General features: G+C 50.8%; 15 protein-coding genes. All 15 read right to left on the bottom strand.

Annotation, left to right across the window (positions count from 1 at the left end):
- Positions 1-45: 45 nt before the first annotated feature.
- The gene (nifK, locus tag MKY75_RS05135; RefSeq protein WP_069010333.1) at positions 46-1,575 is read right to left on the bottom strand and encodes a nitrogenase molybdenum-iron protein subunit beta; all 1,530 of its coding nucleotides are present in this window, start codon (positions 1,573-1,575) and stop codon (positions 46-48) included.
- Positions 1,572-3,020, bottom strand: a complete 1,449-nt coding sequence (nifD, locus tag MKY75_RS05130; RefSeq protein WP_340884540.1) for a nitrogenase molybdenum-iron protein alpha chain — start codon at positions 3,018-3,020, stop codon at positions 1,572-1,574. Before nifD ends, nifK begins: the two co-directional genes overlap by 4 nt.
- Positions 3,021-3,108: 88 nt before the next feature.
- On the bottom strand, positions 3,109-3,975 hold the full coding sequence (gene nifH, locus MKY75_RS05125) for a nitrogenase iron protein (RefSeq protein WP_069010331.1): 867 nt from the start codon (positions 3,973-3,975) through the stop codon (positions 3,109-3,111).
- Between the two features lie 6 nt (positions 3,976-3,981).
- The gene (gene nifB, locus MKY75_RS05120) at positions 3,982-5,481 is read right to left on the bottom strand and encodes a nitrogenase cofactor biosynthesis protein NifB (protein WP_340884538.1); all 1,500 of its coding nucleotides are present in this window, start codon (positions 5,479-5,481) and stop codon (positions 3,982-3,984) included.
- A gap of 313 nt (positions 5,482-5,794) precedes the next feature.
- Positions 5,795-8,242, bottom strand: a complete 2,448-nt coding sequence (locus tag MKY75_RS05115; protein WP_340884536.1) for a rhamnogalacturonan lyase — start codon at positions 8,240-8,242, stop codon at positions 5,795-5,797.
- Between the two features lie 339 nt (positions 8,243-8,581).
- Positions 8,582-11,845 carry a DUF5704 domain-containing protein gene (locus tag MKY75_RS05110; protein ID WP_340884534.1) on the bottom strand — a complete coding sequence of 1,088 codons (3,264 nt, stop codon included), beginning with the start codon at positions 11,843-11,845 and terminating at the stop codon, positions 8,582-8,584.
- 4 nt (positions 11,846-11,849) lie between these two features.
- A complete protein-coding gene (locus MKY75_RS05105) occupies positions 11,850-12,794 on the bottom strand; it encodes a copper amine oxidase N-terminal domain-containing protein (RefSeq protein ID WP_340884532.1) in 945 nt (314 codons plus the stop codon).
- A 437-nt stretch (positions 12,795-13,231) separates the two neighbouring features.
- Entirely contained in the window at positions 13,232-15,532 is a 2,301-nt protein-coding gene (locus MKY75_RS05100; protein WP_069010385.1) for a glycoside hydrolase family 127 protein, read from the bottom strand.
- Between the two features lie 86 nt (positions 15,533-15,618).
- Positions 15,619-16,842 carry an NAD(P)/FAD-dependent oxidoreductase gene (locus MKY75_RS05095; RefSeq protein ID WP_340884528.1) on the bottom strand — a complete coding sequence of 408 codons (1,224 nt, stop codon included), beginning with the start codon at positions 16,840-16,842 and terminating at the stop codon, positions 15,619-15,621.
- Positions 16,839-17,174 carry a (2Fe-2S)-binding protein gene (locus MKY75_RS05090; RefSeq protein ID WP_029516055.1) on the bottom strand — a complete coding sequence of 112 codons (336 nt, stop codon included), beginning with the start codon at positions 17,172-17,174 and terminating at the stop codon, positions 16,839-16,841. The genes MKY75_RS05095 and MKY75_RS05090 overlap by 4 nt, the downstream gene beginning before the upstream one ends.
- Complete coding sequence (locus MKY75_RS05085) at positions 17,171-17,485, bottom strand: (2Fe-2S)-binding protein (protein ID WP_029516054.1); 315 nt, start codon at positions 17,483-17,485, stop codon at positions 17,171-17,173. Before MKY75_RS05085 ends, MKY75_RS05090 begins: the two co-directional genes overlap by 4 nt.
- Positions 17,478-18,914 (bottom strand): aldehyde dehydrogenase family protein, encoded by a 1,437-nt coding sequence (locus MKY75_RS05080; RefSeq protein WP_340887066.1) that lies wholly within the window; start codon positions 18,912-18,914, stop codon positions 17,478-17,480. The genes MKY75_RS05085 and MKY75_RS05080 overlap by 8 nt, the downstream gene beginning before the upstream one ends.
- Before the next feature lie 15 nt (positions 18,915-18,929).
- The gene (locus tag MKY75_RS05075; protein WP_340884526.1) at positions 18,930-19,817 is read right to left on the bottom strand and encodes a dihydrodipicolinate synthase family protein; all 888 of its coding nucleotides are present in this window, start codon (positions 19,815-19,817) and stop codon (positions 18,930-18,932) included.
- 63 nt (positions 19,818-19,880) lie between these two features.
- Complete coding sequence (locus MKY75_RS05070; protein ID WP_340884522.1) at positions 19,881-20,882, bottom strand: proline racemase family protein; 1,002 nt, start codon at positions 20,880-20,882, stop codon at positions 19,881-19,883.
- Positions 20,879-22,087 carry an NAD(P)/FAD-dependent oxidoreductase gene (locus MKY75_RS05065; protein ID WP_340884520.1) on the bottom strand — a complete coding sequence of 403 codons (1,209 nt, stop codon included), beginning with the start codon at positions 22,085-22,087 and terminating at the stop codon, positions 20,879-20,881. The genes MKY75_RS05070 and MKY75_RS05065 overlap by 4 nt, the downstream gene beginning before the upstream one ends.
- Between the last annotated feature and the right edge of the window lie 11 nt (positions 22,088-22,098).

Genomic DNA, 22,098 nt, shown 5'->3' with positions numbered 1-22,098 from the left:
AAATCACAAGCCAAGCTGCCAACTTCCATCTACGCGATACAGCAATTAGCGCACCAAATCAAAGCTATGATCCGGAGCCTGCTCTTCCATGACATCCAGTACGGTATTCACGAATTGGGTAAGCAGATTCAGCGTACCCTGGTAGCCGATAATCGGATAACGATGTAGATGATGCCTGTCGAAGATCGGAAAGCCCACACGGAGCAAAGGAATTTTCGCCTCTTTCGCCGCAAACTTCAGATGGGAACTGCCAATAGCCAGGTCCACCTGGTCCTGGAACAGCAGCGAACGCATATGCCACAAATCCTGACCAGAATGAACCGTGGCTTCTGCACCGTAAGGGCTGGACTTCAGCAGAAGCTCTGCTTCCTTCTCAAATTTCCGGTCTCCATTGGAGCAAACAATATGCACCGGCTCCATGCCCAGCTCTAGACAAAAGCCAATCAAGCCGATGAGCATGTCCGGGTCTCCTGCCATAGCCACTCGTTTGCCGTGCAGATAAGCATGCGAATCCATCATGGCATCCACAACTCGAGCACGCTCCTGCTTCAATGCCTCGGGTATTTCTCTTCCGGACAGGCGGCTAATCTCCTCAAGCAAGCGATCTGTAGCCCGGATACCCAGCGGTGTGGAGATGGAGAACATCTGCTGCCCCCAGGTTTGCTTCATATAACCTAATGTTTTACGAAGAGAGTACTGCTGGATCGCCAACGTGCCGGCAGCATCTGCGGCCTTGGGCACATCCTCAAGCGGCGTTCCCCCGTAATAGTAGCTGTACTCCCCAGTAGCTCCTGAATCAAAATTACTGCTGTGGTCACCCAAAATGGTATACGTAGCGCCGAACATCCCCAGTATGCGCCGCATTTCCGCAAAATTTCCCGTATACCCGTCAAACCCGAGCAGTACATTCAGCTTCAATTCATGACCAGGCTGCGGCGTCCGGCCTGACTTGTTATACAGCGTCTCCAGCACAGAGCGCAGCATGGCATCATAGCCTGTAATATGTGAACCGGAGAAGCTGGGGGTATTGGCAAAAGGAACTGGCATATCCTCGGGAAGGGCTCCCTCCTGACGGGCATTAGCCAGGAAGGCAGACAGGTCATCTCCGATCACCTCTGCCATACAGGTCGTGCATACCGCAATCATCTCCGGCTGATACAAGGCAATACAGTTCTCTATACCGTCAATGAGGTTGCGCATGCCGCCGAATACGGCGGCATCCTCGGTCATCGAGGTGGAGACGGCAGGAACAGGCTCCTTGAAGTGGCGGGCAAGATGGCTGCGGAAATAAGCCGTACAGCCCTGTGAGCCATGAATGAACGGGAGCGTTTTTTCAAAGCCCAGTGCAGCCATAACCGCTCCCAGCGGCTGACAAGCCTTGGCCGGGTTCACGACTACGGCTGTGCGGGCAAAATTCTTGTCCTTGTATTCCTTGGTCTTGGTGTACTCCAGGGTGTCGGTAACCTCCTCTGGCGAACAAGGGGCCTCGAAGGCTCGTTTCTCCTCACGCTGGCGCACATATTTATCCTGCCGAAACAGCTGATTGTGATCGACAATATTCAGACGCTCGCTCATACCGACACCTCCGCAGTCTGCCGGGACGGCAGCAGGCTCCAAACTGGACTGTTTATGGTCATATCCATATCACGTGCAAAAATCTGGAAGCCGTCAAAACCATGATAAGGCCCGCTGTAATCCCATGAGTGCATTTGACGGAAGGGAATGCCCATTTTGTGATACACGTATTTCTCCTTGACTCCGGCGCCCATTAAGTCAATATTCAGCCGCTGGGCCAGTTCCTCCAGCTCATAAGCCGCTGGATCATCGTACAGAATAGTGCCTTCCTTTACATCGGGAAACGTCTTTTCGTAATCATCCTTATGGGCAAATTCGTAGCCTGTAGCCACAATTTCCATCCCCAGATCCTCATAGGCACCGATGGTATGCCTTGCCCGCAACCCGCCAATCAGAAGCATCACCTTTTTACCTTCCAGACGTGGGCGGTATTTACGGATGACTGCCTCCATCTGCGGCATATATTGGGCGATGACCTGCTCACATTTTTCCTGAATCGTTTCGTCAAAACGAGCTGCAATCGCCCTTAAGCTCTCCACTGTCTTGGTCGGGCCAAAGAAGTTATATTCCATCCAAGGAATTCCGTATTCCTGCTCCATCGTTGTGCACATATAATTCATGGAACGATGACAATGGATCAGATTGAGCTTGGATTTGTGCGCAATCCCCAGCTCATTGATCGTACCGTCCCCCGACCACTGCGCTATGACCCGCAGTCCCATTTCCTCCAGCAAAATACGCGAAGCCCAGGCATCACCACCGATATTGTAGTCTCCGATAATGGAGACATCATAAGGCCCGCACTCCTTCAGTTTTCGGCGCCCCATTAGAAAATCGCGGATAGCATCATTGGCAATGTGATGCCCCAGAGACTGGCTCACTCCGCGAAAACCCTCACAGCGTACAGGAATGACCGGAATGCCCAGCTCCTCTGTCATCTTCTTGGCCACGGCGCCGATATCATCACCAATCAGTCCGACCGGACATTCAGATTGTACCGAGATGCCTTTGGCCAACGGGAACATCTCCTTAATTTCCCTGCAGATCACCTCTAGCTTCTTATCTCCGCCGAACACGATATCCTTTTCCTGAAAATTGCTTGTAATCTGCATGGCGGTAAAATTATCGATTCCCAATATCCCATTCGCATAATTGCGTCGGGTACCCCAACTGTATTGCCCGCAGCCGATGGGACCATGGCTAATGTGCACCATGTCTTTAATCGGGCCCCATACCACACCCTTTGACCCTGCATAAGCACAGCCCCTTGCTGTCATGACGCCGGGTCGTGATTTCATGTTGGACTTGATAGAACAGGTCCCGCAGTTCACAAGCTCCTCATCCGCGATCTCAAAATGCTTGGTCCGGTCCTTCTTGGCCTTCTTGGGATATACCTCCAGTATCTCCTCTACGATCTGCTTACCCTTATCCACAATACTGCTCATTTGACCTATTCCTCCCTCCTGCGAGCTGCGCGTTCAGCTCCTCCCATCATCACACGATGATTCCGTCATTAAGCCTTCTGGCTACAGCCTACTGCCCGGACGCCTCAGCTTTGTTAATTGCGGTTTCTTCATCCTCAATAATGCCGAATTCCATCAATAGATCCTCCAGTTCTTCCATGGAAATAGGGGTGGGAACCGTTAGCATGTCATTATTCAAAATTTTACCTGCCAGCTCTTCATACTCCGCAGCCTGCTTATGGTCCGGGTTGTATTGAGTTACAGTCATACGGCGCAGCTCAGCGTGCTGGACAACATTATCACGCGGCAAAAAGTGGATCATCTGCGTGTTCAGTCTTCTTGCAAGCTCTGTAATCAATTCCGCTTCCAGGTCCGTATTCCGGCTGTTGCAGATTAAGCCGCCCAAACGCACCCCACCGCTGTTGGCATACTTCAAGATCCCGCGTGCAATATTGTTGGCAGCGTACATAGCCATCATCTCGCCTGAGCATACGATGTAGATTTCCTGCGCCTTCTTCTCCCGGATCGGCATGGCGAAGCCCCCGCACACGACGTCCCCCAGTACATCGTAGGATACGAAATCCAGCCCTTCGTAGGCCCCCTCTTCCTCCAGAAAATTAATGGCCGTGATAATGCCGCGCCCTGCACAGCCGACACCAGGCTCCGGCCCACCGCATTCCACGTTCAGAATGTCACCGAAGCCCTTCTGGACAACGTCCTCCAATTCCAGGTCCTCCACCGTACCCCTTTCAGCCGCCAGATGCAGCACAGTCTGTTGGGCCTTCGTATTCAAAATAAGACGGGTGGAGTCTGCCTTGGGATCACAGCCTACGATCATAATTTTTTGTTTGAATTTGGTCGCGAGTTGAGCCAGTGTATTCTGCGAGGTTGTCGATTTGCCGATACCGCCTTTACCGTAAAACGCAATTTGTCTCATATTTTCTCAGCCTCCAAAATGTTCAATGGGTAAATCCGAATGACTGCCCTTAACTCCCTTATTACGCTGACTTCCCTTATTGCTCTGCACAGGATACATATAACGTAGAAATTTTACATATTCCAGAACGGATTCCTCAATATCCCCGCCGCATACAATAGGCAGCACGCCAGCTTCCTGCAATGCCTCTTTGGGGGCCTCGCCTATGCCGGCCGACAGCAGCAATGCACAGTCATGCACCATGGAAAGGATCTCCTTCATCGTCTCGGCCTTGTCTCCATTGCAATCGGCTTTCCCGTGGCAGTAGGATTGCACCTTACGAATGCCTATGAAATTTACGATAATCCCGTCGCTTTCATAGATCATAAATTCCTTGGCACGGCCGAAATGCTGATTCACCTTCCCTCCGCCACGACTGGCCACAGCGATTAGGACTGGCTTTGAGGTAAAGCTCACTTCAGGCTTATCCCCAGATAACGGGCAGCTACATCCAGCCCCGGTTGACGGTTGTTTGGGGTGCGATTGTCCCTCCTTGCGTTCCATTCTCACTCTCACCTTCTCATCCAGTTCTTTCTGAAATTGTGCCCTTGCCTCTTCATCCATGGGAGGAGCAGCCGCAATGTTCTCCCATGTAAAATCCTGATTGCGATCCTCGCCCAGCAGTCCAATCGCATCCGCCCTGCACTGACGGCAATGGCGCATAATGACAGCTCCCGCTTCAGCACATTTCTCCTGCAGCTGCCGGACCAGGCGGGGACGGGGGGCCCGCATCCCTTCCTGCTCATATCGGCTACCAGGTGCGATGATGAGCGGCATAATGTTGTGCAGCACTGCGCCGTGCTCCTTGACCACCCTGGCTACCTCCGGCAGATGGGCATCATTGACTTCGGGAATCAGCACCGAGTTCACCTTGCACAATACGCCTCTCGAAGCCAGCATCTTCAAGCCTGCCAGCTGGCGGTCAATCAACAGCCGTGCGGCCTCCTCTCCTGCATAGCGTTTTCCTTCATCGTAGACCCATCCATAAATACGGCTCCCCACCACTGGATCTACAGCATTGATCGTGATCGTGACATGCGAAATGCCCAGATCTACAATCCTGTCGACATGCCTGATCAAAGTAAGGCCATTCGTGCTGAGACAGAATATGACGTCCTTAACTGTCTCACGGACCCGGCGGAAGGTATCGAAGGTTGCCTCCGCATTGGCCAGCGGATCTCCAGGTCCCGCAATGCCGACAACGGACAGCTGCATCAGCTGTGCCGCTACGCCATAGGTCTTGCTCGCCGCCTGCTCCGGCGTAAGCAGTTCACTAACAACGCCGGGACGGCTTTCATTGACGCAATCGAATTTGCGGTTGCAATAATGGCACTGAATATTGCATGCCGGGGCTACTGGAAGATGAATGCGCGCAAAATAGCGATGTGCCTCTTCGTTATAACAAGGATGTCGTCTGAGGGTATCCATTGCTAAGGGGGTTTCCGAGAGATCAACTAAAGAGTCCATTCATTCCCTCCTCTCCACGTTATATTACCTTACATAAATCTCTGTTTTTGTCTGGAATATAATTACATCTTAGAGACAGGGACAAATACAGTCAATTCACTTCTCCATGAAATCCCTGACATTTATCCTCAATTCACATATGTGTCAAATTTTACGTCAAGTAATATATCGTACACTTTACATGTGCGCGGTTACATTTCATATTCTCAATAACATCAAGACGTAAAAAAAGAGAGTCCGTAAATACGGCTCTCCTTTTGAGATAAGAAACTTTAATTTTTTATTATATATTTTGGGAAATAGTCTCCGCTTATCATTCCTTCACATCTATTTTCGTCCCATCGACTATCGTTCCATCGACTTCTTTTTCATCTACCTCTGCTGCCTCTACTTCATCCGCTTCGTCACTGCTCTCTTCCTCTATTAAGGCTTTTGGCGTGTAGAGCTTGGGAATCGGCACATTCGCCCAATCCATATCGGATGCAAAATAAAAGCTCGTGTAGGACGGCTGGTTATACCCGGTATTTTGACGCGCCACATCCGTGCGATACTGCGGATCATGCATCAACGTGTACAATTTATGCGTCGTAGGTTCTGTGCTCAGATAGATACGGATGGCTGAGCTATCCGCTGTACGGACGAGCATTTCCTCCCGCCAATCTCCGAAAATGTCGGCTACCAGCGATGGAGTTCCTTTCGTATAGTTATTCGTTTTGGTTCCAGTAGCGGTCAGCAATGTACCTCGTTTCCAATCCTCAATGGTTGGGGTTACATCAATTGCGCCGTTTACGATTTGTGTGGTCATATCAGCTGCCCATTTGATACTCATATTGGTACCCGGCATCTTCGTATCCAGTTGTTTGCCCGCTGCGGTCCACAGGCCTATGGCCCAGGTCTCCAGACCTCGCTGATCCGGGTCTATGTCACCGACCATTCCCCGACCTGTATCCTTGCCGGAATATGCGCCGTAAATGATTTCACCCGTTTTGGCATCCCGCAAAGAATAGCCATATGGAGCGTAGGTGCCACCTTCATGTACCATAAAGATTTCTTTGCCGGGACGATCCGGGTCAATATCGGTTACATGCAGCGCATCACCATGTCCCAATCTGGCGGTTTGACCCGGAGTTGCGCTTTCAGGAGGCATGACATCAAATGAGCTGTACAACAGGCTGCCATCATGGTCAATCGTGGCGGAACCGTATACGATTTCGTCCTTGCCGTCACCGTCCACATCCACCACGCTCAAAGAATGCGCTCCCTGTGTGGTCAAGGTGCCAAATTTCGGGTCCGTTCCATCACGCCCGTGCGGACTATCGTTAAATGGATTGGTCATTGGTGTCCAGCCACTGTCCACCATCCAATGTTTTTGGAGATGGCGGCCATCCCATGTGTAGGTGGCCAAGGTGGAACGCGTATAATAGCCGCGTGCAAATACGGCGTACGGCTTGCGTCCGTCCAGGTAAGCCACACCTGCCAGGAAGCGGTCTACACGGTTGGCGGGTTCAATTCGGGCCATAGCGTAGTCGCCCCACATGAGGCCATCGTCATGACGCTCCGGCTCATAGCGGATGGTATCCAGCTCAGCACCCGTTTTCCCCTTGAAAATCGTCAAATACTCCGGTCCATCGACAATAAAGCCCTCGAACTCTCTCAGCTTGTTTTTGTCGCTCCGTGATGGGGCATATACATCCATAAAGTAGTCTGTCAGGCTTTCCGCATCCTTTCGGGATAACGGATAACTGTACTTCGGAGCGATGCCAAAGCATTCCTCCAGCGTAGCAGGCCATTGTCCCTTGACCACTTCTTCATGCTTCGTCCAGTTCATGAACATGTTCACCACATGCTCATAATAATCCGAACGACTCAAACGGTAATCGTCCTCATGTGTAATCCCTGCTTTGCGATCCTCACGTGGCAGAGTAATATACTTTTCTTTTTTCGGCTTGCCCTTCTTATCAAAAGAAATCGTTTTGGTCCCTGGAGCCGTCTTGAACATCAGCTCGGCTTTACCATCGCCGTCAAAATCGTACACCATCATCTGTGTATAATGCGCACCTGATCGAATATTCACGCCCAAATCGATCCGATACAACAGCTTGCCTTCGGCCGTGTACGCATCGACATACGTATTTCCGGTGTACCCCTTCTGAGATACATCTTTGGAGTTCGACGGGTCCCATTTTACAAAAAATTCATATTGCCCGTCTCCATCCACATCCCCCACACTCATATCGTTGGCCGAATAAGTATAGGATTCACCCGCTGGTGTTACACCATCGGCAGGCTTTTGAAGAGGAAGCTCATAGTAACCCCGCTGCCATGGCTTCACTTTAGCGCTACGATCCTTTTCCCGCCCATTAACGACTGAAGCTACTCTGTATACTGATTTACCATTCCCTTCCTTATCCACATAGTTGGTACTGTCGGTCACTGTCGCAATCTTCTTACCGTCACGGTATACGTTGAAGTCCGCTCCTGTCAGCCCCGTTGAACCGTAACCGTTCACTTCTTGAGCCAATAACCGCCAGCTTAAAAATACCCCCTCCTGCGTCACCGCAGCTACCAGTCCGCGATCCAGCTTTTCCAGCTGAATGCTGCCGCTACGGTTCTGTTCAACTGCAATGGCTGATTCCGCCTGTAGTGTCGGTTCGGACAAATCTTCCGCAGCCACTCCTCCAGTCGTGCCCGTCATCGCCAGCATCGCTGCCAACGCAGCGGTCAAGCTTCCCTTTCGCCATGCGCCTTTACTTTGAGCCATTCGGGTCGTCCTCCTCAATAGTATTGTGATGACAAGCAAGTACGCCAAAATGATTGCGCTTACATAAATTAAATTCCCTATTATTATAGTTTTGCCGTTCCCTCAAACGCGTTTAAATATCCGAGGATTTCCCTACACAAATCCGTGTTGTTTACTCATTCCAAATAAAACAGCCCCCACCAAGGCTGTATGAAAACGGCATGTCGAGGGCTGAAGATAGGTCTAAATATTCGCATAAATGCAAAAGGAAATAAAAAACGGACAGTGGATTGTTCCCATTGTCCGTTTTCGTATTTTTCGCGCTAGTTACGGATTAGGATTCGTCTTGATTACTGCAACCTAGTGAGGGACAAATGAACTGAAATCGTCCCTGCTCGACTGATCCGCATGATAAAATACTACATCCCCGTCCTGTAAATGAAAGGTATGCCCGTACGGGTCCTTTATCTCTCGGTGGTAACCCTCCAGTTGCCACTGGTTCAATAGCGGGCCATTTATATACTGTAAATGCGGATGCTCGGTGTCACCCTGACGCAGTGACTCCAAATTAAAGCGAACGACGATAAAGCCTGTTTTCTTAAATATATCCGTATGCTCGTTAAGCTCCTGACGGCGACTGACCTCGCGCAAATCTGTGCCTTTGGTGACTGCGTACACATCAGCAGGCAGGCTATATTCACCATACCAGCGCTGAATCGACGCATTAGCGCGATCCACATTGACCCCATCCGGCAGGTCTGTCTTCGGACCCATCAAGGTACGCACAGCCGCAGGCAGCACCAGCCAGTCGTAACGTCCAATCCAGGTCTTGCTGCGTGCAATACGGTGGGCATACAGAGAAACATAGCGTTCCAGCGTCGACTGGCTTTGCTGTGCTTCACTCAGCTCATGCTTGTATTGGTAGGCTGCCGTGTCCTGCATTTCCTCCATCGGCACATTGCGCAGCCGTTCATTCAAAATAACATATCGCTTCTCCCGGTCCTCCGCCGATCCCAAACGGATAAATTTCCGGTTGCCGGAGTGTGTATACAGATCCACCTCTCCCCGCTGTCGCCCATCTTTGCTCACCCAATAGAACGATGGCGTGATGCGAATACCGTCCTTGGCGCTAAACATATTGCCTTTGGTTTTGAGATCAAACTTGAAATGATAGCCTGTCTTGACCGACACATTTGCATAACCTTCATGTGGGTGACTGCCGGGACGAATGGGCAAGGTGAATGGCTCCTGGTTCCCTCTCGGTAACCCGTCAATATTGCCAAGCCCCGTCCAATAGGACAGGCCGCTATGCGTCGGGCTCCCTTTTCGTTGCCGAAACACCCGCTCCCAATGGTAATCGGCAATATCCGTGATATGAAAATCATACATCCGTCCGATGACCTCTATATTTACCACATCATTGGCGACATGATGGGCGATATCCGTGTTGGCATGGCGCTGTTCAGTGAACCCGTCCGGTGCATTTTCAGCAATGGTACGGAACTCAACTGTGTAGTTGCCTTCATCTACCCACACGGGAAGATAAAAGTCTGTGTTGAGCTGCAGCACTGGAATGTCGATCCAGGTACCCCGCGGATAAAAATGCGTCTTTCCTTTGTCGTACACATCGAACGGAAAGCGAACCTGCTTGGTTCGTACATATTTGGCATACTCCCGATCACCATAGCCAGGAATATTCAAATGTGGACCTGCTGTTGAAATCGTCACCCGGAAAGGTCGCTCTAAAATAAGTGCGGATCGACCTTTCGTCGGTTGGGTTTTCTGATTATGAACAGCATCGTCCGACACTTTAGACAGATTCACTACGGGAGTGTGGACAGTCACCGTATTAATTCCCTGTATCGGGAACGTTTTATCCGCACCTCCATTGATATTTCCCTTAAGAATAGTGTAAGTGATGTCACCGCTGCTGGGCGTATTGGGTTTATTGATCTTATGCTTTTCAATCATATGGCCCGGGCTGTACAGGATATCCGACCCGATTTTTACGGGTTCAGGGATTTTGCCAGGAGTCGGTCCCTTTTCCTTGACACGCTGGTGGTCCATGATCGTTTGACCGTTGAATTTCACAGTATCGTTTTCAACTTCCACGTCTGGTGTAGCCTTCTGGGCCACAGGCTCCAGTGATCTTTGTTCATTGGGCACCTTCGGCATACTCTTGCCGCCATAAATATAAAGTGAACCCCCATCGACGATGCCCGGAGAAGGAGCCGGATAGTATTTTCCGTTGGTCGCTGATTCTACAGACGGCGGCGTGTAATTCCTTGGTGGAATCGTAATACTACCTCCCGGCAGTGCATAGTTGCGTAGCTGCGCGTTCTTGATACCGTACACCTCAAGGTTGTCGATCACCCAGTAGGAGTACGGTTTCACAATTTCGTATTTGTAATACTCCGCGACCTTCATGTGCCGGGTATCGTTGATATCTTCCCATTCCAGATCATACGTGCGCTTCAGCTTGACGTTGTAGGTGCACTCGCCTTTGAGCTGTTGGTAGGTGTTTTGAAACAGGTAATTCCGGGCCAGCACGTTTCCGTACAGGCTTTCAGAAGTTGGAATACCCTTGGCTACATCAAAACGTGACGCGCCTCGCTGATCGGCTTTAATAACGGCAGATACTGTCGGGTCCAATTCGGCAGTTTCCAAGCGCAGACCTGGAACGGGGCGGGAGCAGACAACACCTTTCGTTGGCTGTTCATGATCTTGGCAATCCGAGGGTGCTCCCTCTTGGCTTTCTCCAGGCTTAGGACAGCCCTGAGCTTCTTTGTAATACAAGTAAGCGGTAAACTGTTCAAAAGAACCGTCATAGGTAAACCCGGGTACAATTCCCGGCAAAATATCTCCGCTTGGCGGTTTACCTGTCGTGCTTTTCTTATAACCCACATACTCATATTTCGGGTTGGTTGGCGGGGGAAAATCATACGGTTGATCAGCTTTCAGTTCATCCTCTATTGGTGTAAATACGTTGTTAAGTGATTTCCCGTCAGTGGTAAAATGCTTGACGATTAGGTTGCTCTCCAGTTCGATCTTGAACAGGATGGGTTGGTAGATGCGCCAGGCTTCTACATTGGGATCGAGAGGATTAGAACTTGTTTTTCTAATATCCTGCGGTTTATCTGCGTCCAATCTTATATTCACCGTAATTGGGATTACCGTAGTATCGGTTCCGATTCCTCTCTCATCAAAAGGGCGAATATCTTTATTTTCAGTTCCTTTACTTATAGAACGTAAATAATCTTCGTAAATATCTTGTCTGGAATTACTAAAATATTCATCTGGGTCGGACGAAGTGTACAGACGAGCTTCTACGTTTTTGATTTTTCTCCCTGGAAACTGAAATTTGTATGTGAATGTAGCTTCCCCTTGCATGTGTTTATTAGGCTGTTTCCCACCCTCTGTAACCCACTGACCAGAGCTATTTTTCCACATATCGAAGTACATCATCCCAACAAAATAACGGTTATTCTTATCTGCATGGTAGGACAATGGTGTTACTTCGGCGTCGGCTGAAGCTTTGTTGGTTGGGGAATAAAAAGGTGGAAGCTGCAACAATAGCAGTACCCCCACCAGCAATACGGCAAGAATTCGGTGTGTCTTTTTCAAGTGTTTAATTACCCTTCCACGGATTAACCATCAACAAAATGTAATCTTTCGATGCCAAATCAAAACCAATATACTCAACTTCAGATAGTTTGAAAGAACGATAATTTTTAATACCATAATAGACTTCATCCGCAGATGAAAAGATTTTATAGTACATCATTTTTGTGCCATCGCCATTGTCTTTTGTCAATTCCTCTAAAGCATATCTAAAACGAGTTTCATTATTTTTGGTAACATAAAAGATTGCTCCTGCTTTAGAGTTAGTTTTAACTCTCATTTGTATATATGGCGTTCCATCAGAAGCTGTGTACCGATCAACAGAATATATATCACGTAGAAGCTTTACAGGAAGATCAGAATTCTTGAAAATCATCACTTTCTCGAAAGTGTTACCTCTTGCCCCCTTCAACAAGCTAGGGTCTGACGCAAAAAGTTTTTTATACGGCTCGATACTCACCGCCTGATGCCCCGTATCCTCCAGCGCAGCAATTTCCTTCTTTCCAATCCAGACCCAGCGACTGACCTTATCCCACTCCACCGTTTGCCCCAGACCCTCACTTACCAACCGCAGCGGCACAAAAGTACGGTTTTGCTTCAAAATAATCTTCGTCTCATACGTTTTGGTCTGCCCATCCACGGTAGCGGTGTTTTGACCCACTGTCATGTTAACAGCATGGGCATCATTTTTAATCGACACAGCCAATTGACCGCCTGTTTTCTCCCAGCCTACCTTAGCCCCTAGCGCTTCGGATACAAAACGAATCGGAACCATCACATAATCGTTACTATCCTGAAAAGGTTTAGCATCTGGAAACTGTATTTTTTTCGCGTTTAACAAGACTTCAATGGGCTTGGTGCTGCTTGCCGCCTCCGTCGTTGGAATCGTAATTGTCGCGCCCCATAGCAACGTGACTGCGGTCAAACTCAACATCCATTTTTTCATACTCATCTCTCTATCCCCTTTGTCGGCTTAAACTTTAAACTATGTATATCATCTCTAATTTCATAAACTTATCGCATCCCCACTTTCGGAAAATACTGGATACAACTTATATATTATAGGGTTTCCCTCTTACAAAATCTACAAGAAAAACTTCTAATACAAAGTATTCCAAACAAATAGACTCTATAAAGCAATCCCTCCCCCTCAATCATAGAACTGACTCATTAAAAAGTTTTATATTTCCGCAAAATATCAACAAAAAAGGGCTGCCTCTCCCCTATGAAGGAAGAAACAGCCCGTGTGCTTCACGCGCAACAAAACTATGAATATATCAGCTTATACCACCATATGGATTATTCCAGCATCATCCAATATTTCTTACATCATAAATCATACCGGACGAAAAATCAAACGTTACTTTTTCTCACGAAACATTTCAAAGATCATTCATGTATACCTGAATTTCCAGCTTGATAGAGTTGCTCATATACGTCCTTGTTGACCATCCTCAGCCCAAACAATCTGCGGATACGCTGTCCCGGCTTGGCTTTGAAGGTCACTGTCGCCTGATCCTTACCCTCCAGATATGCAGCCGGAATAGCGGCATTCACGTTGTAAAATTTATCGGCTTCATCAAAACCTTCACTAAAATGCTCAAGCGGATGACCGTTAACCAAAATATCAAAACCACAGTTTGGCATTTCCAGCGTAGCCGTGTAGGTAATAACCAACAGCATCGGAGCAGATGGATCTGTATTCAAATCAAAAGAAAACCAGCCGTCAATTCCCGCATTCCGATAAGGTCGGTTATTCACATATCCAGTGCGAGTCGAAGCATCTCCCTGGAAGTTATGATCCCGCTCCGGCTGCATTTCTCCGGGTTGGGCAAAATCAATCGTACACTGCTCCAGAATCGCCAGCTTTTCGCGTGCCGCTGTGTATTCCTGTTCCGCCTCCTGCCACGCTTCCTTCGTAAAAATATCCCAATATACGGAATACGTACGATCATGCATTTTATACAGAGGAGACAATTCCACATCCCGAGGATGCCCTGCATTCAAGGTACGGAACGTATTCGTCTTATCCTCTACAGACTGTATCCAGGCATCCAGCTTTTCCGTTTGAGGGATAAATACCGGTGTATAGAGGAAATCCTTGGCTTTAGGATCTTCTAAGGGTCCAAGGTCGCCTGCCAGCACCAACGGTCCATACATAACAGCCGCCCGATCCGGATTATCCGGCATCTGCTCCAGCCTCAGCGACATCGGAATCGTCACCTCTACAACATCCCCGTCAATCCACGTTCTGGCGATAGAGATGAAGCTGCCCGGTTCCGATACAACCGACTGTTCTTTGCCATTTACACGAATGGTAATTCCTTTTTCAGCCCAATATGGATAGCGGATGAGTAGCGTAAATGAGGCAGGTTGATCGCATTGAATCTCCAGCGTCGTATGATCTGTATCTGGATAGGAAGTGTTTTGTTTTAGCGTAACGCCTCTGTCCTTCCATTCCAGCGTGGAAGCAATGAACTGATTGACATACAGCTTATCGTGATCGTGAAAATAAATACCGCTGCCGTAGCTCGCATGGTTTTCCATCCCTGTACCAACACAGCATGTGAAATCGTCAAATTTGCTTTCAAAATGCTTGTGCCCGCCCATCGCCAGCGACAGAAAATACGTTACGCCCCCGTGAACCGGGTCCTGCGAGGCCAAAATATGATTGAATAGACCTCGCTCATAAAAGTCGGCTTCCTTGGCGGAAACATTCCATTGAAACAGATGATTTGTCAGCTTGAGCATGTTATAGGTGTTGCACGTCTCCGTCGTATGAGGCCCGATGCGATCATTCAAGCCATCCGGCGCTCCAAAATATTCTCCAAAGCTATTCCCGCCAATGACATACGAATGATGATCCACCACCCGCTCCCAAAAAAACTCCACCGTCTCCCGGCGCTTCGTATCATTAGTCAGCTCATATTCCTTGGCAAGCCCGATCAGCTTCGGAATCTGTGTGTTGGCGTGAATGCCCTGTAAACAGTCTTCCTGCGAGCTAAGCGGGTCCAGCACCAGCTTGTGCCAGAAGCACTCAGCCAGCCGCAAGTAGCGCTCTTCCCCAGTATCCGCATACAAATCGGCCAATACCTCATTCATGCCTCCATATTCGCAAAACATCATCTGCTGCATCTGCTCATCGCTCATCGGCTTCATCATTCCTTCGAGCCAGTCCGCCAGCTTGCGCTCCACCGTCAATGCCTTGTCACAGCCTGTCAAATGGTACGCATCACGCAGGCCAGCAAACAACTTGTGTAGTGTATACAAGGGGGCCCAGGCACCGTTTAGGTCAAACCCCTTCGAGCGAATATTTCCAGCAGACACCTCTTCAAAAAGTTCCTTTCCCCCAGGAATACCGGATACATATCCGTCACCGTGCGCTGCCTGACAAACGGCTAGTTCATCCGTAATGTAATGTGCAATTTCTTTAAAACGCTCATCGCCCGTTGAAGCATACATCATGGAGCAAGCGGACAAATAATGTCCCAGTGTATGACCGGAAATAGTCATCGCTTCCCAGCCCTCATATTGAGGCGCTTTGGGCGTAAGTCCGGCATATTCCCGAAAACGCGCCAGCAGACGGTCTGGTTGAAGCTCCAACAGATAAGATCGGTTCAGCTCCATCGCCTGTTTGAAGGGACCTTCAGCCAATACCACCTCGTTCAGTGCGAACGGTCTTGCTTTCATATGGGCTTTTGCTTTAAGAGTCACTTTCCGTTCCTCCTTTAAGACGAATTTGGGACAAAAAAACGCATATCAAACACAACGAGCCGTTACGCGCCGCTGCCAAAGGTTTGCCCCCACTGCTGGTACAGCTGCGTTCTCGCCTCTGTAATGCCGGGATGAAACTGAATCAGCGCATGATTACGTGCAAAATGGACCTCACGGATCGCCTCCTGCACCCGCTGTTCCCCGCCTGCTCCACCGAGTCCAGCGGCATGCAGCATGGAAGCGGCGGCTAATCGACCTTGAGCCATCGCGACCAGCCCGCTTTCGATGCCGGTAATATTGCCGGCAACGTACAGCCCTTTGAGCGAGGTTTCCATTCGCTCACCGTGCAGTGGAACATGCCCGCCTAGCTCAGGGCTGTACACGAATTTGCACCCAGCTACCGCCGCCAGCTCAGCGAGCGGGTACAAGCCGCCGCTGAGCGCCACGAAGTCGGCGGGTTCGACGCGCTCGCTGCCAGGGATAGGCGAGCCGTCCGGTTTGACGTGGACCAGGGTCACGGATTCGACCCGGTCCTGCCCGTTGACGGACAGCACCGCCGTCCGCAACCGGATCGGGATATCCCACAGACGGAAGCCTCTGTGGGGATAGCAGCACGCGATAAGTTTCTCCATCCGCATCGCCGCTGCCAGCCTGCCGCCTGCACGCATCCAGGCGGCAGGAGCTAGCCCCGACAGCTGAAGCAGCAGCTTCGCGGAGGCTGTCGGATCTGCCGCCGCACCAGCCAGCGGATTAGCGCACGGCAGTGTAATTGCCGCCACCTTCACCCCGGCGACAGACAGCTCGCGGGCAATCGCCATCGACAATACGTTCATGCCTACGATGATGCCGCGTTCCCCCGGCTTAACGTAATGAACATTAGTCATTACTTGTGCGGCCCCGATAGACATGACGCCCGGTAACGTCCAGCCATCCAGCGGAACGGGAATTTCGGCAGCTCCAGTCGCTAGCAATACGTAATCCGCAGTGAACAATCCACAGGAAGTGGAAATTTCCCACGTTGTTGTATATTCCATACCATGCACGGAAACGCCGCAGCGAATGTCCACCCCAAGCTCCCCGCAACGGGTAATCAGCTCATCCGAAACGTGTTTTCCAACCCACCAGCCTTGACTGCCTTCCTCATGATATTGCCCGGGCATACGTCCACCCGGCTCTGTAAACTCATCCAGTACCGTGACTGGCAATCCTTGCTCAGCAGCCGATACCGCTGCGGACAATCCGGCGGGACCCGCCCCAATGACGATAAGATGCGCCATTTCATTCATGTCACAATTCTCCCTGTGATTTCATTCGATAGCTGCCGCCCGGTTTCCACCACCATACCTTCTTCCAGCTTGGTCAGGCAGGAACGGACGGTACCGAACGGATGAACCGTCAGGCGGCATTCGTTACAATGCCCAATGGCGCAGTATACGCCTCTGGCCGTACCGGATTCCTCATGCCTTCTCAGCAAACGGACACCGCTGGCCAGCAGCGCTGCTGCCAATGGTTCTCCAGCCAATCCCTGCATGGGACGACCGTCAAAAAAGAAAGATACCTGCCGCCGCTCCGGCTTTGGTCCCAAAATAGGATGATTTACAATACGCGTGCGGCTCATAAAGAACCTCCCTCTGCCAGCTGCCCGAACGTTACGGGACGCACTGGTGGCCTTTGCGATAACAGCTCCGCCTCCCGGCGGGCAGCAGGAACCTGATTGTAAAACCATGACTCCACCAATTGTCGGCATACCCTACCCTGACATGCCCCCATCGTCACCCGCGTAGCCATTTTAAGCTGGCGCACGGTGTCCATACCCATGCGGCAAGCCTGCTCCATCTGTGCGATACTCACTTCTTCACAGCGACATATGAGCAAATGACCTGATGCGCTCCCCACCGTCTCACTTCGTCCCGTCACCCGCTTACTCATAGCTGATCGCACAGGTTTTAATCGCTGAATAAAAATCCAGCGCCGCCTGGCCCTGTTCCCGGGTATGTGAACTGGATTGCTTCAGACCGCCAAACGGAGCCTGGTATTCCACACCAGCCGTCTCCTGATTAACCCGAACCATACCGGCGTTCGCCTCATCCAGAAACCGATGAGCCAACCGCAAATCGCGGGTGAATAGAGAGGCGCTTAATCCATAAATAGAATCATTGCACAGTCGAATTGCATCCTCGAAGTCGTCCGCTTGCACGACCCCCAACACAGGTCCAAAAATCTCCTCCTGAATCAACGGATGGGATGAATTGAGTCCAGTCGCCACCAGTGGACGCACATAATATCCGTTCTCTGTCCCGGCGGCGGCTCCACCTTCGGCCAAAATGTGAGCTTCCCGACGTGCGAGTGATACATAGGACATGACCTTCTCGTATTGACCTGCGGATGCCACAGGTCCAAGATACGCACCGGGGTCAAGCGCCGGAGCGATCTGTATTTTTTCCACCGCTTGGCGTAAGGCTTCCGTGAACGTCTCATAGACAGACTGTTCCACGATCACCCGGCTGGTGGCCGTGCATTTCTGCCCGGCTGAACGTAAAGCTCCGCTGATAATCATCGCCACCGCCTGTGCTACATCCGCGTCTTTCAGCACAATGGCGGCATTTTTACCTCCCATCTCGGTCTGGTATTTCATGTTACGGCGCGCGCATCGCTCGGCAATGCCCAAACCTGTAGCGGTGGAACCCGTGAAGCTGACCGCATCTAGTACCGGAAGCTCCAATAAGGCATCGCCAATACGGTTCCCCTGCCCAATGACTAAGTTCAGTACACCGGGTGGAAGCTGCACCGCCTCGAATAGCTTGGCGACCCGTACTGCAGTTAATGAAGCATGTTCGGCAGGCTTCCAGATGACCGTGTTTCCGCACAAAAGTGCAGGGGCGATTTTCCATAGCGGAATAGCTACCGGAAAATTCCACGGCGTAATAACAGCCGTTACCCCCAGCGCAATGCGCTTTGTGTATTGGAGCACTCCCGGCTCATTCGAAGGAATGACTGTACCGATGGAACGTACGCCTTCTGCCGCATAGTAGCGGAGCAGATGGACACCTCGCATGACCTCTCCGCGCATCTCGGTAATCGGCTTGCCCATCTCACGGCTGGCCAGTTCAGCTAATTCAGGTAATGCTGCTTCTAGTAACCCGGCTGCTTTGAACAGATAAACTCCCCGCGCTGCGGGACTTAAAGCAGCCCAGCCCGCCTGAGCCAGCCGTGCCGCATCCCCGGCCTGTGTAATATCGCCCGTTTCTGAAAAATGGACGACTCCCACCTCCTCCTTCAAGTCCGAAGGATTGTGAACCACCAATTCCTCGCCGGAAGGGCTCAGCCACTCACCACCGATCCAATTTCGGCTCTCCATCATCTTCACCTCCATTCAGGATGAAACCCCGCTCGGACGAACCGCCACCTCAAATGCTTCGCGAATGCGGTCATAATCCGCCTGCGGCAGCGCAAGTCTGGGCGGACGTGTCGGACCGACCGGAAATCCAGCCAGCTCCATCATATATTTGATGGACTGTACCAATTGCGGGCTGGCATCATAGTGGAACAGCGGCAGCAGCCTGCGATACAACGCGGACGCTTCTGCCATATTTCCCGCCTGTGCAAGTCGGAACAGCTCTACCCCTTCCTTGGGCAACGCATTAGGCACCCCCGAAATCCAGCCTGTCGCGCCGAACAATGCCCCCTCCATCGCTAGATTATCTACTCCAACCATGACCTCCAGCTCTGTCTGATCCAAAATAGCGTGAATACGCCGTACATCACCGGAAAATTCCTTGACTGCTACGATATTTTCAATTCGCGACAAGTCCGCAAGAATATCTGGAGTCAAGTCAACCTTGTAATCATGGGGGTTGTTATACGCAATGATCGGCAAGCCCACCTTTGACAATGCTTCATAATGGGCCGTTACCTCATGAGGCAGTGGATTGTAATTAATGGGTGGCAGTGCCATGACACCCGCAGCCCCAGCATCCTTCGCATGCTGAATCCAATGCACCGCCTGTTTGGTGGACGGAGCCGCCGAGCCGACAACAACCGGGACACGCCCTGCCGCAGCGTCAATTACGGTATGCACAACCTGCGACCGTTCCTCCGGGGACAAAGCCGCATATTCTCCCAGCGATCCTGTAGGAACCAGTCCGCTAATGCCACTTGCAATCAGATGCTCGCACAGCTCGGTCAGACGCTTATGGTCTACCTCCAGCTCTGCCGTGAACGGTGTAACCAAGGCCACATACACACCTTCAAAACGTGCCATATGCTTACCAACCCTTTCCCATCTTTATTTTCATATTCAGCATTCGGGACGGATGTAAAATGCTCACATCAGCAAAAAACCTTCTTTAAGCGGGTCCTCGGGGTCCAACACAAATTGATGATGTCCCGTCACCCAAGCCGATCCTGTAATTTGTGGAATGACTGCCGGATAAGGACCTATCTGCGTCTCGCCCACGATTTCAGCCCGAAACATGGAACCTGTGATGCTTTCATGTACAAACGGCTCATTGAAGTCCAGTTTTCCTTTGGCGTGCAACACCGCAACCTTGGCTGAGGTTCCTGTGCCACAAGGAGAACGATCGATACCTCCCGGTGGGATGACAACGACATTGCGGCAATCGGCCTGTGGAGCTACAGGCTCCCCGTAAAATTCAATATGTGTCAATCCTTGAATAACCGGATTTTCAGGATGTACGACCTCAACAACCGCATTCACCGCCTCCCGAATCTGCACCGCTGTTCGTACAATTTTTGCCCCATGGCTCTGCTCCAGTGCAAGACCGATGGAAGCCGCCTCTACAATGCCGTAAAAGTTGCCTCCATACGCAATATCCAGCGTGACTTGCCCGATGCCCTCTACCTGAATCTCCACTTCACGGCGGTACACAAAAGAAGGGATGTTTGTGAACGCTACTTGTCGCACCTTGCCCGCATCCACCTCCAGTTGCACTTGAACCGGGCCTGCCGGAGTGTCCAGCAATATTGCTTTTTTATCCGCAGCAATCAGTCCGCCCTCCATCAGCGCCGTACATACTCCAATCGTATCGTGACCGCACATCGGTAAATAGCCACCGGTCTCTATAAAGACCACACCAATATCTGCATCAGGATGACAAGGTTCTGTTAAAATGCAGCCTGACATCACCTCATGACCACGCGGCTCGAACATCAGCAAACGGCGAAAATCATCATGATGTGCTGCCATATAAGTCATTTTTTCCAGCATCGTACGACCTACCAGCTTAGGCGCGCCGTGAATGACCGTTCGCGTCGGATTGCCCCCCGTATGGGTATCAATGGTAGTAATTCTGCCTGCTACGATCATCCTGTTACCTCCCCATGAACCTCGTGGCTGGTAAAAACCTCTCCAAATCGGTCATAACGTAGCGGCTCTACCGGAATACAAGTGGATTCGCCGCGTACCATCTCGGTCACCAGCTTACCTGTAACCGCCGCAAGACTAATACCATCTCCTTCATGGCCTGAAGCGATGAATAGCCCCGGCACTTCATCCACTGCGGATACGATGGGCAAATGATCAGGGGTCCATGGACGCAAACCGGTATACGCCCTCATCAGCGGTACATTGGCCAAGGCAGGAAAAAAGCGAATGGCTCTGCGAGCGATTAAGCGAATCACCTGTTGATCGACACGTGTGTCCATACCGACAAACTGACGGCTGCTGCCGATCAGAATGTTTTGAGATGCGGTTGGCTCGAATACCAGCGCTACACCGTATTTTTCATAAAGCTCATCCACACACCGCTGACCGCCAAACTTGCTCATCAGATAGCCGAACTCCATTACCTTGCGGTTGCCAATGGAAGGCATTCGAGCAGACACCAGTATATGTCCTTTGCGCGGTATAATCGGAAGGTCCATACCGAGTGAATGACCCATGCTGCGTGTCCATACACCTGCCGCCAATACCACTGCACCTGCATGGATAACGCCATTAGGCGTCTCGACCCCGCGGACGTTCCCCCTTTCGTCCTGAAGGATGGACTGTATCGGCATGCGCGGTAATAACTTGGCCCCCATCCGACGCGCGGCCTCGGCCAGTGCATACGTCATCAACACCGGATTCACAGTGGAATCTGTCGCACACTCCAGCCCACCCGGTAAATCTTTGGCCAAATGTGGCCATTCCTCTCGCAAATCCTGATGATCCAGCATGCGAAACGGAAGTCCTTCCTGCTGCTGACGGGTTACCCACTGCTCAGCCGCTTGCATCTCCTGATCGTTTTCACAGACCAGAATACTTCCAGGCGCACGATACTCAAACTCATCCTCCAATTCCCTAGCCAGCTCTGCCACCAGTTCCTGCGATACCAACGACATTCGACTGTCAAACCCGGGCTCTTTATCGATTGCCAATATATTTCCATCACAACGGGACGAAGTGCCTCCAGCAATCTCCCCTCGCTCAGCCAGCACGACCTTCATACCGGACTTAGCTGCATAATAAGCGATGGCTGTACCGATGATTCCGCCGCCTACAATGACCAGATCCGCGGCATCATGTTTCATTCGCTTCCCTC

Origin of the sequence: Paenibacillus sp. FSL L8-0663 (assembly GCF_038008125.1) — a bacterium.
GTDB classification, from domain to species: Bacteria; Bacillota; Bacilli; order Paenibacillales; family Paenibacillaceae; genus Paenibacillus; species Paenibacillus polymyxa_D.
This window is presented reverse-complemented; position numbering and strand designations above follow the sequence as displayed.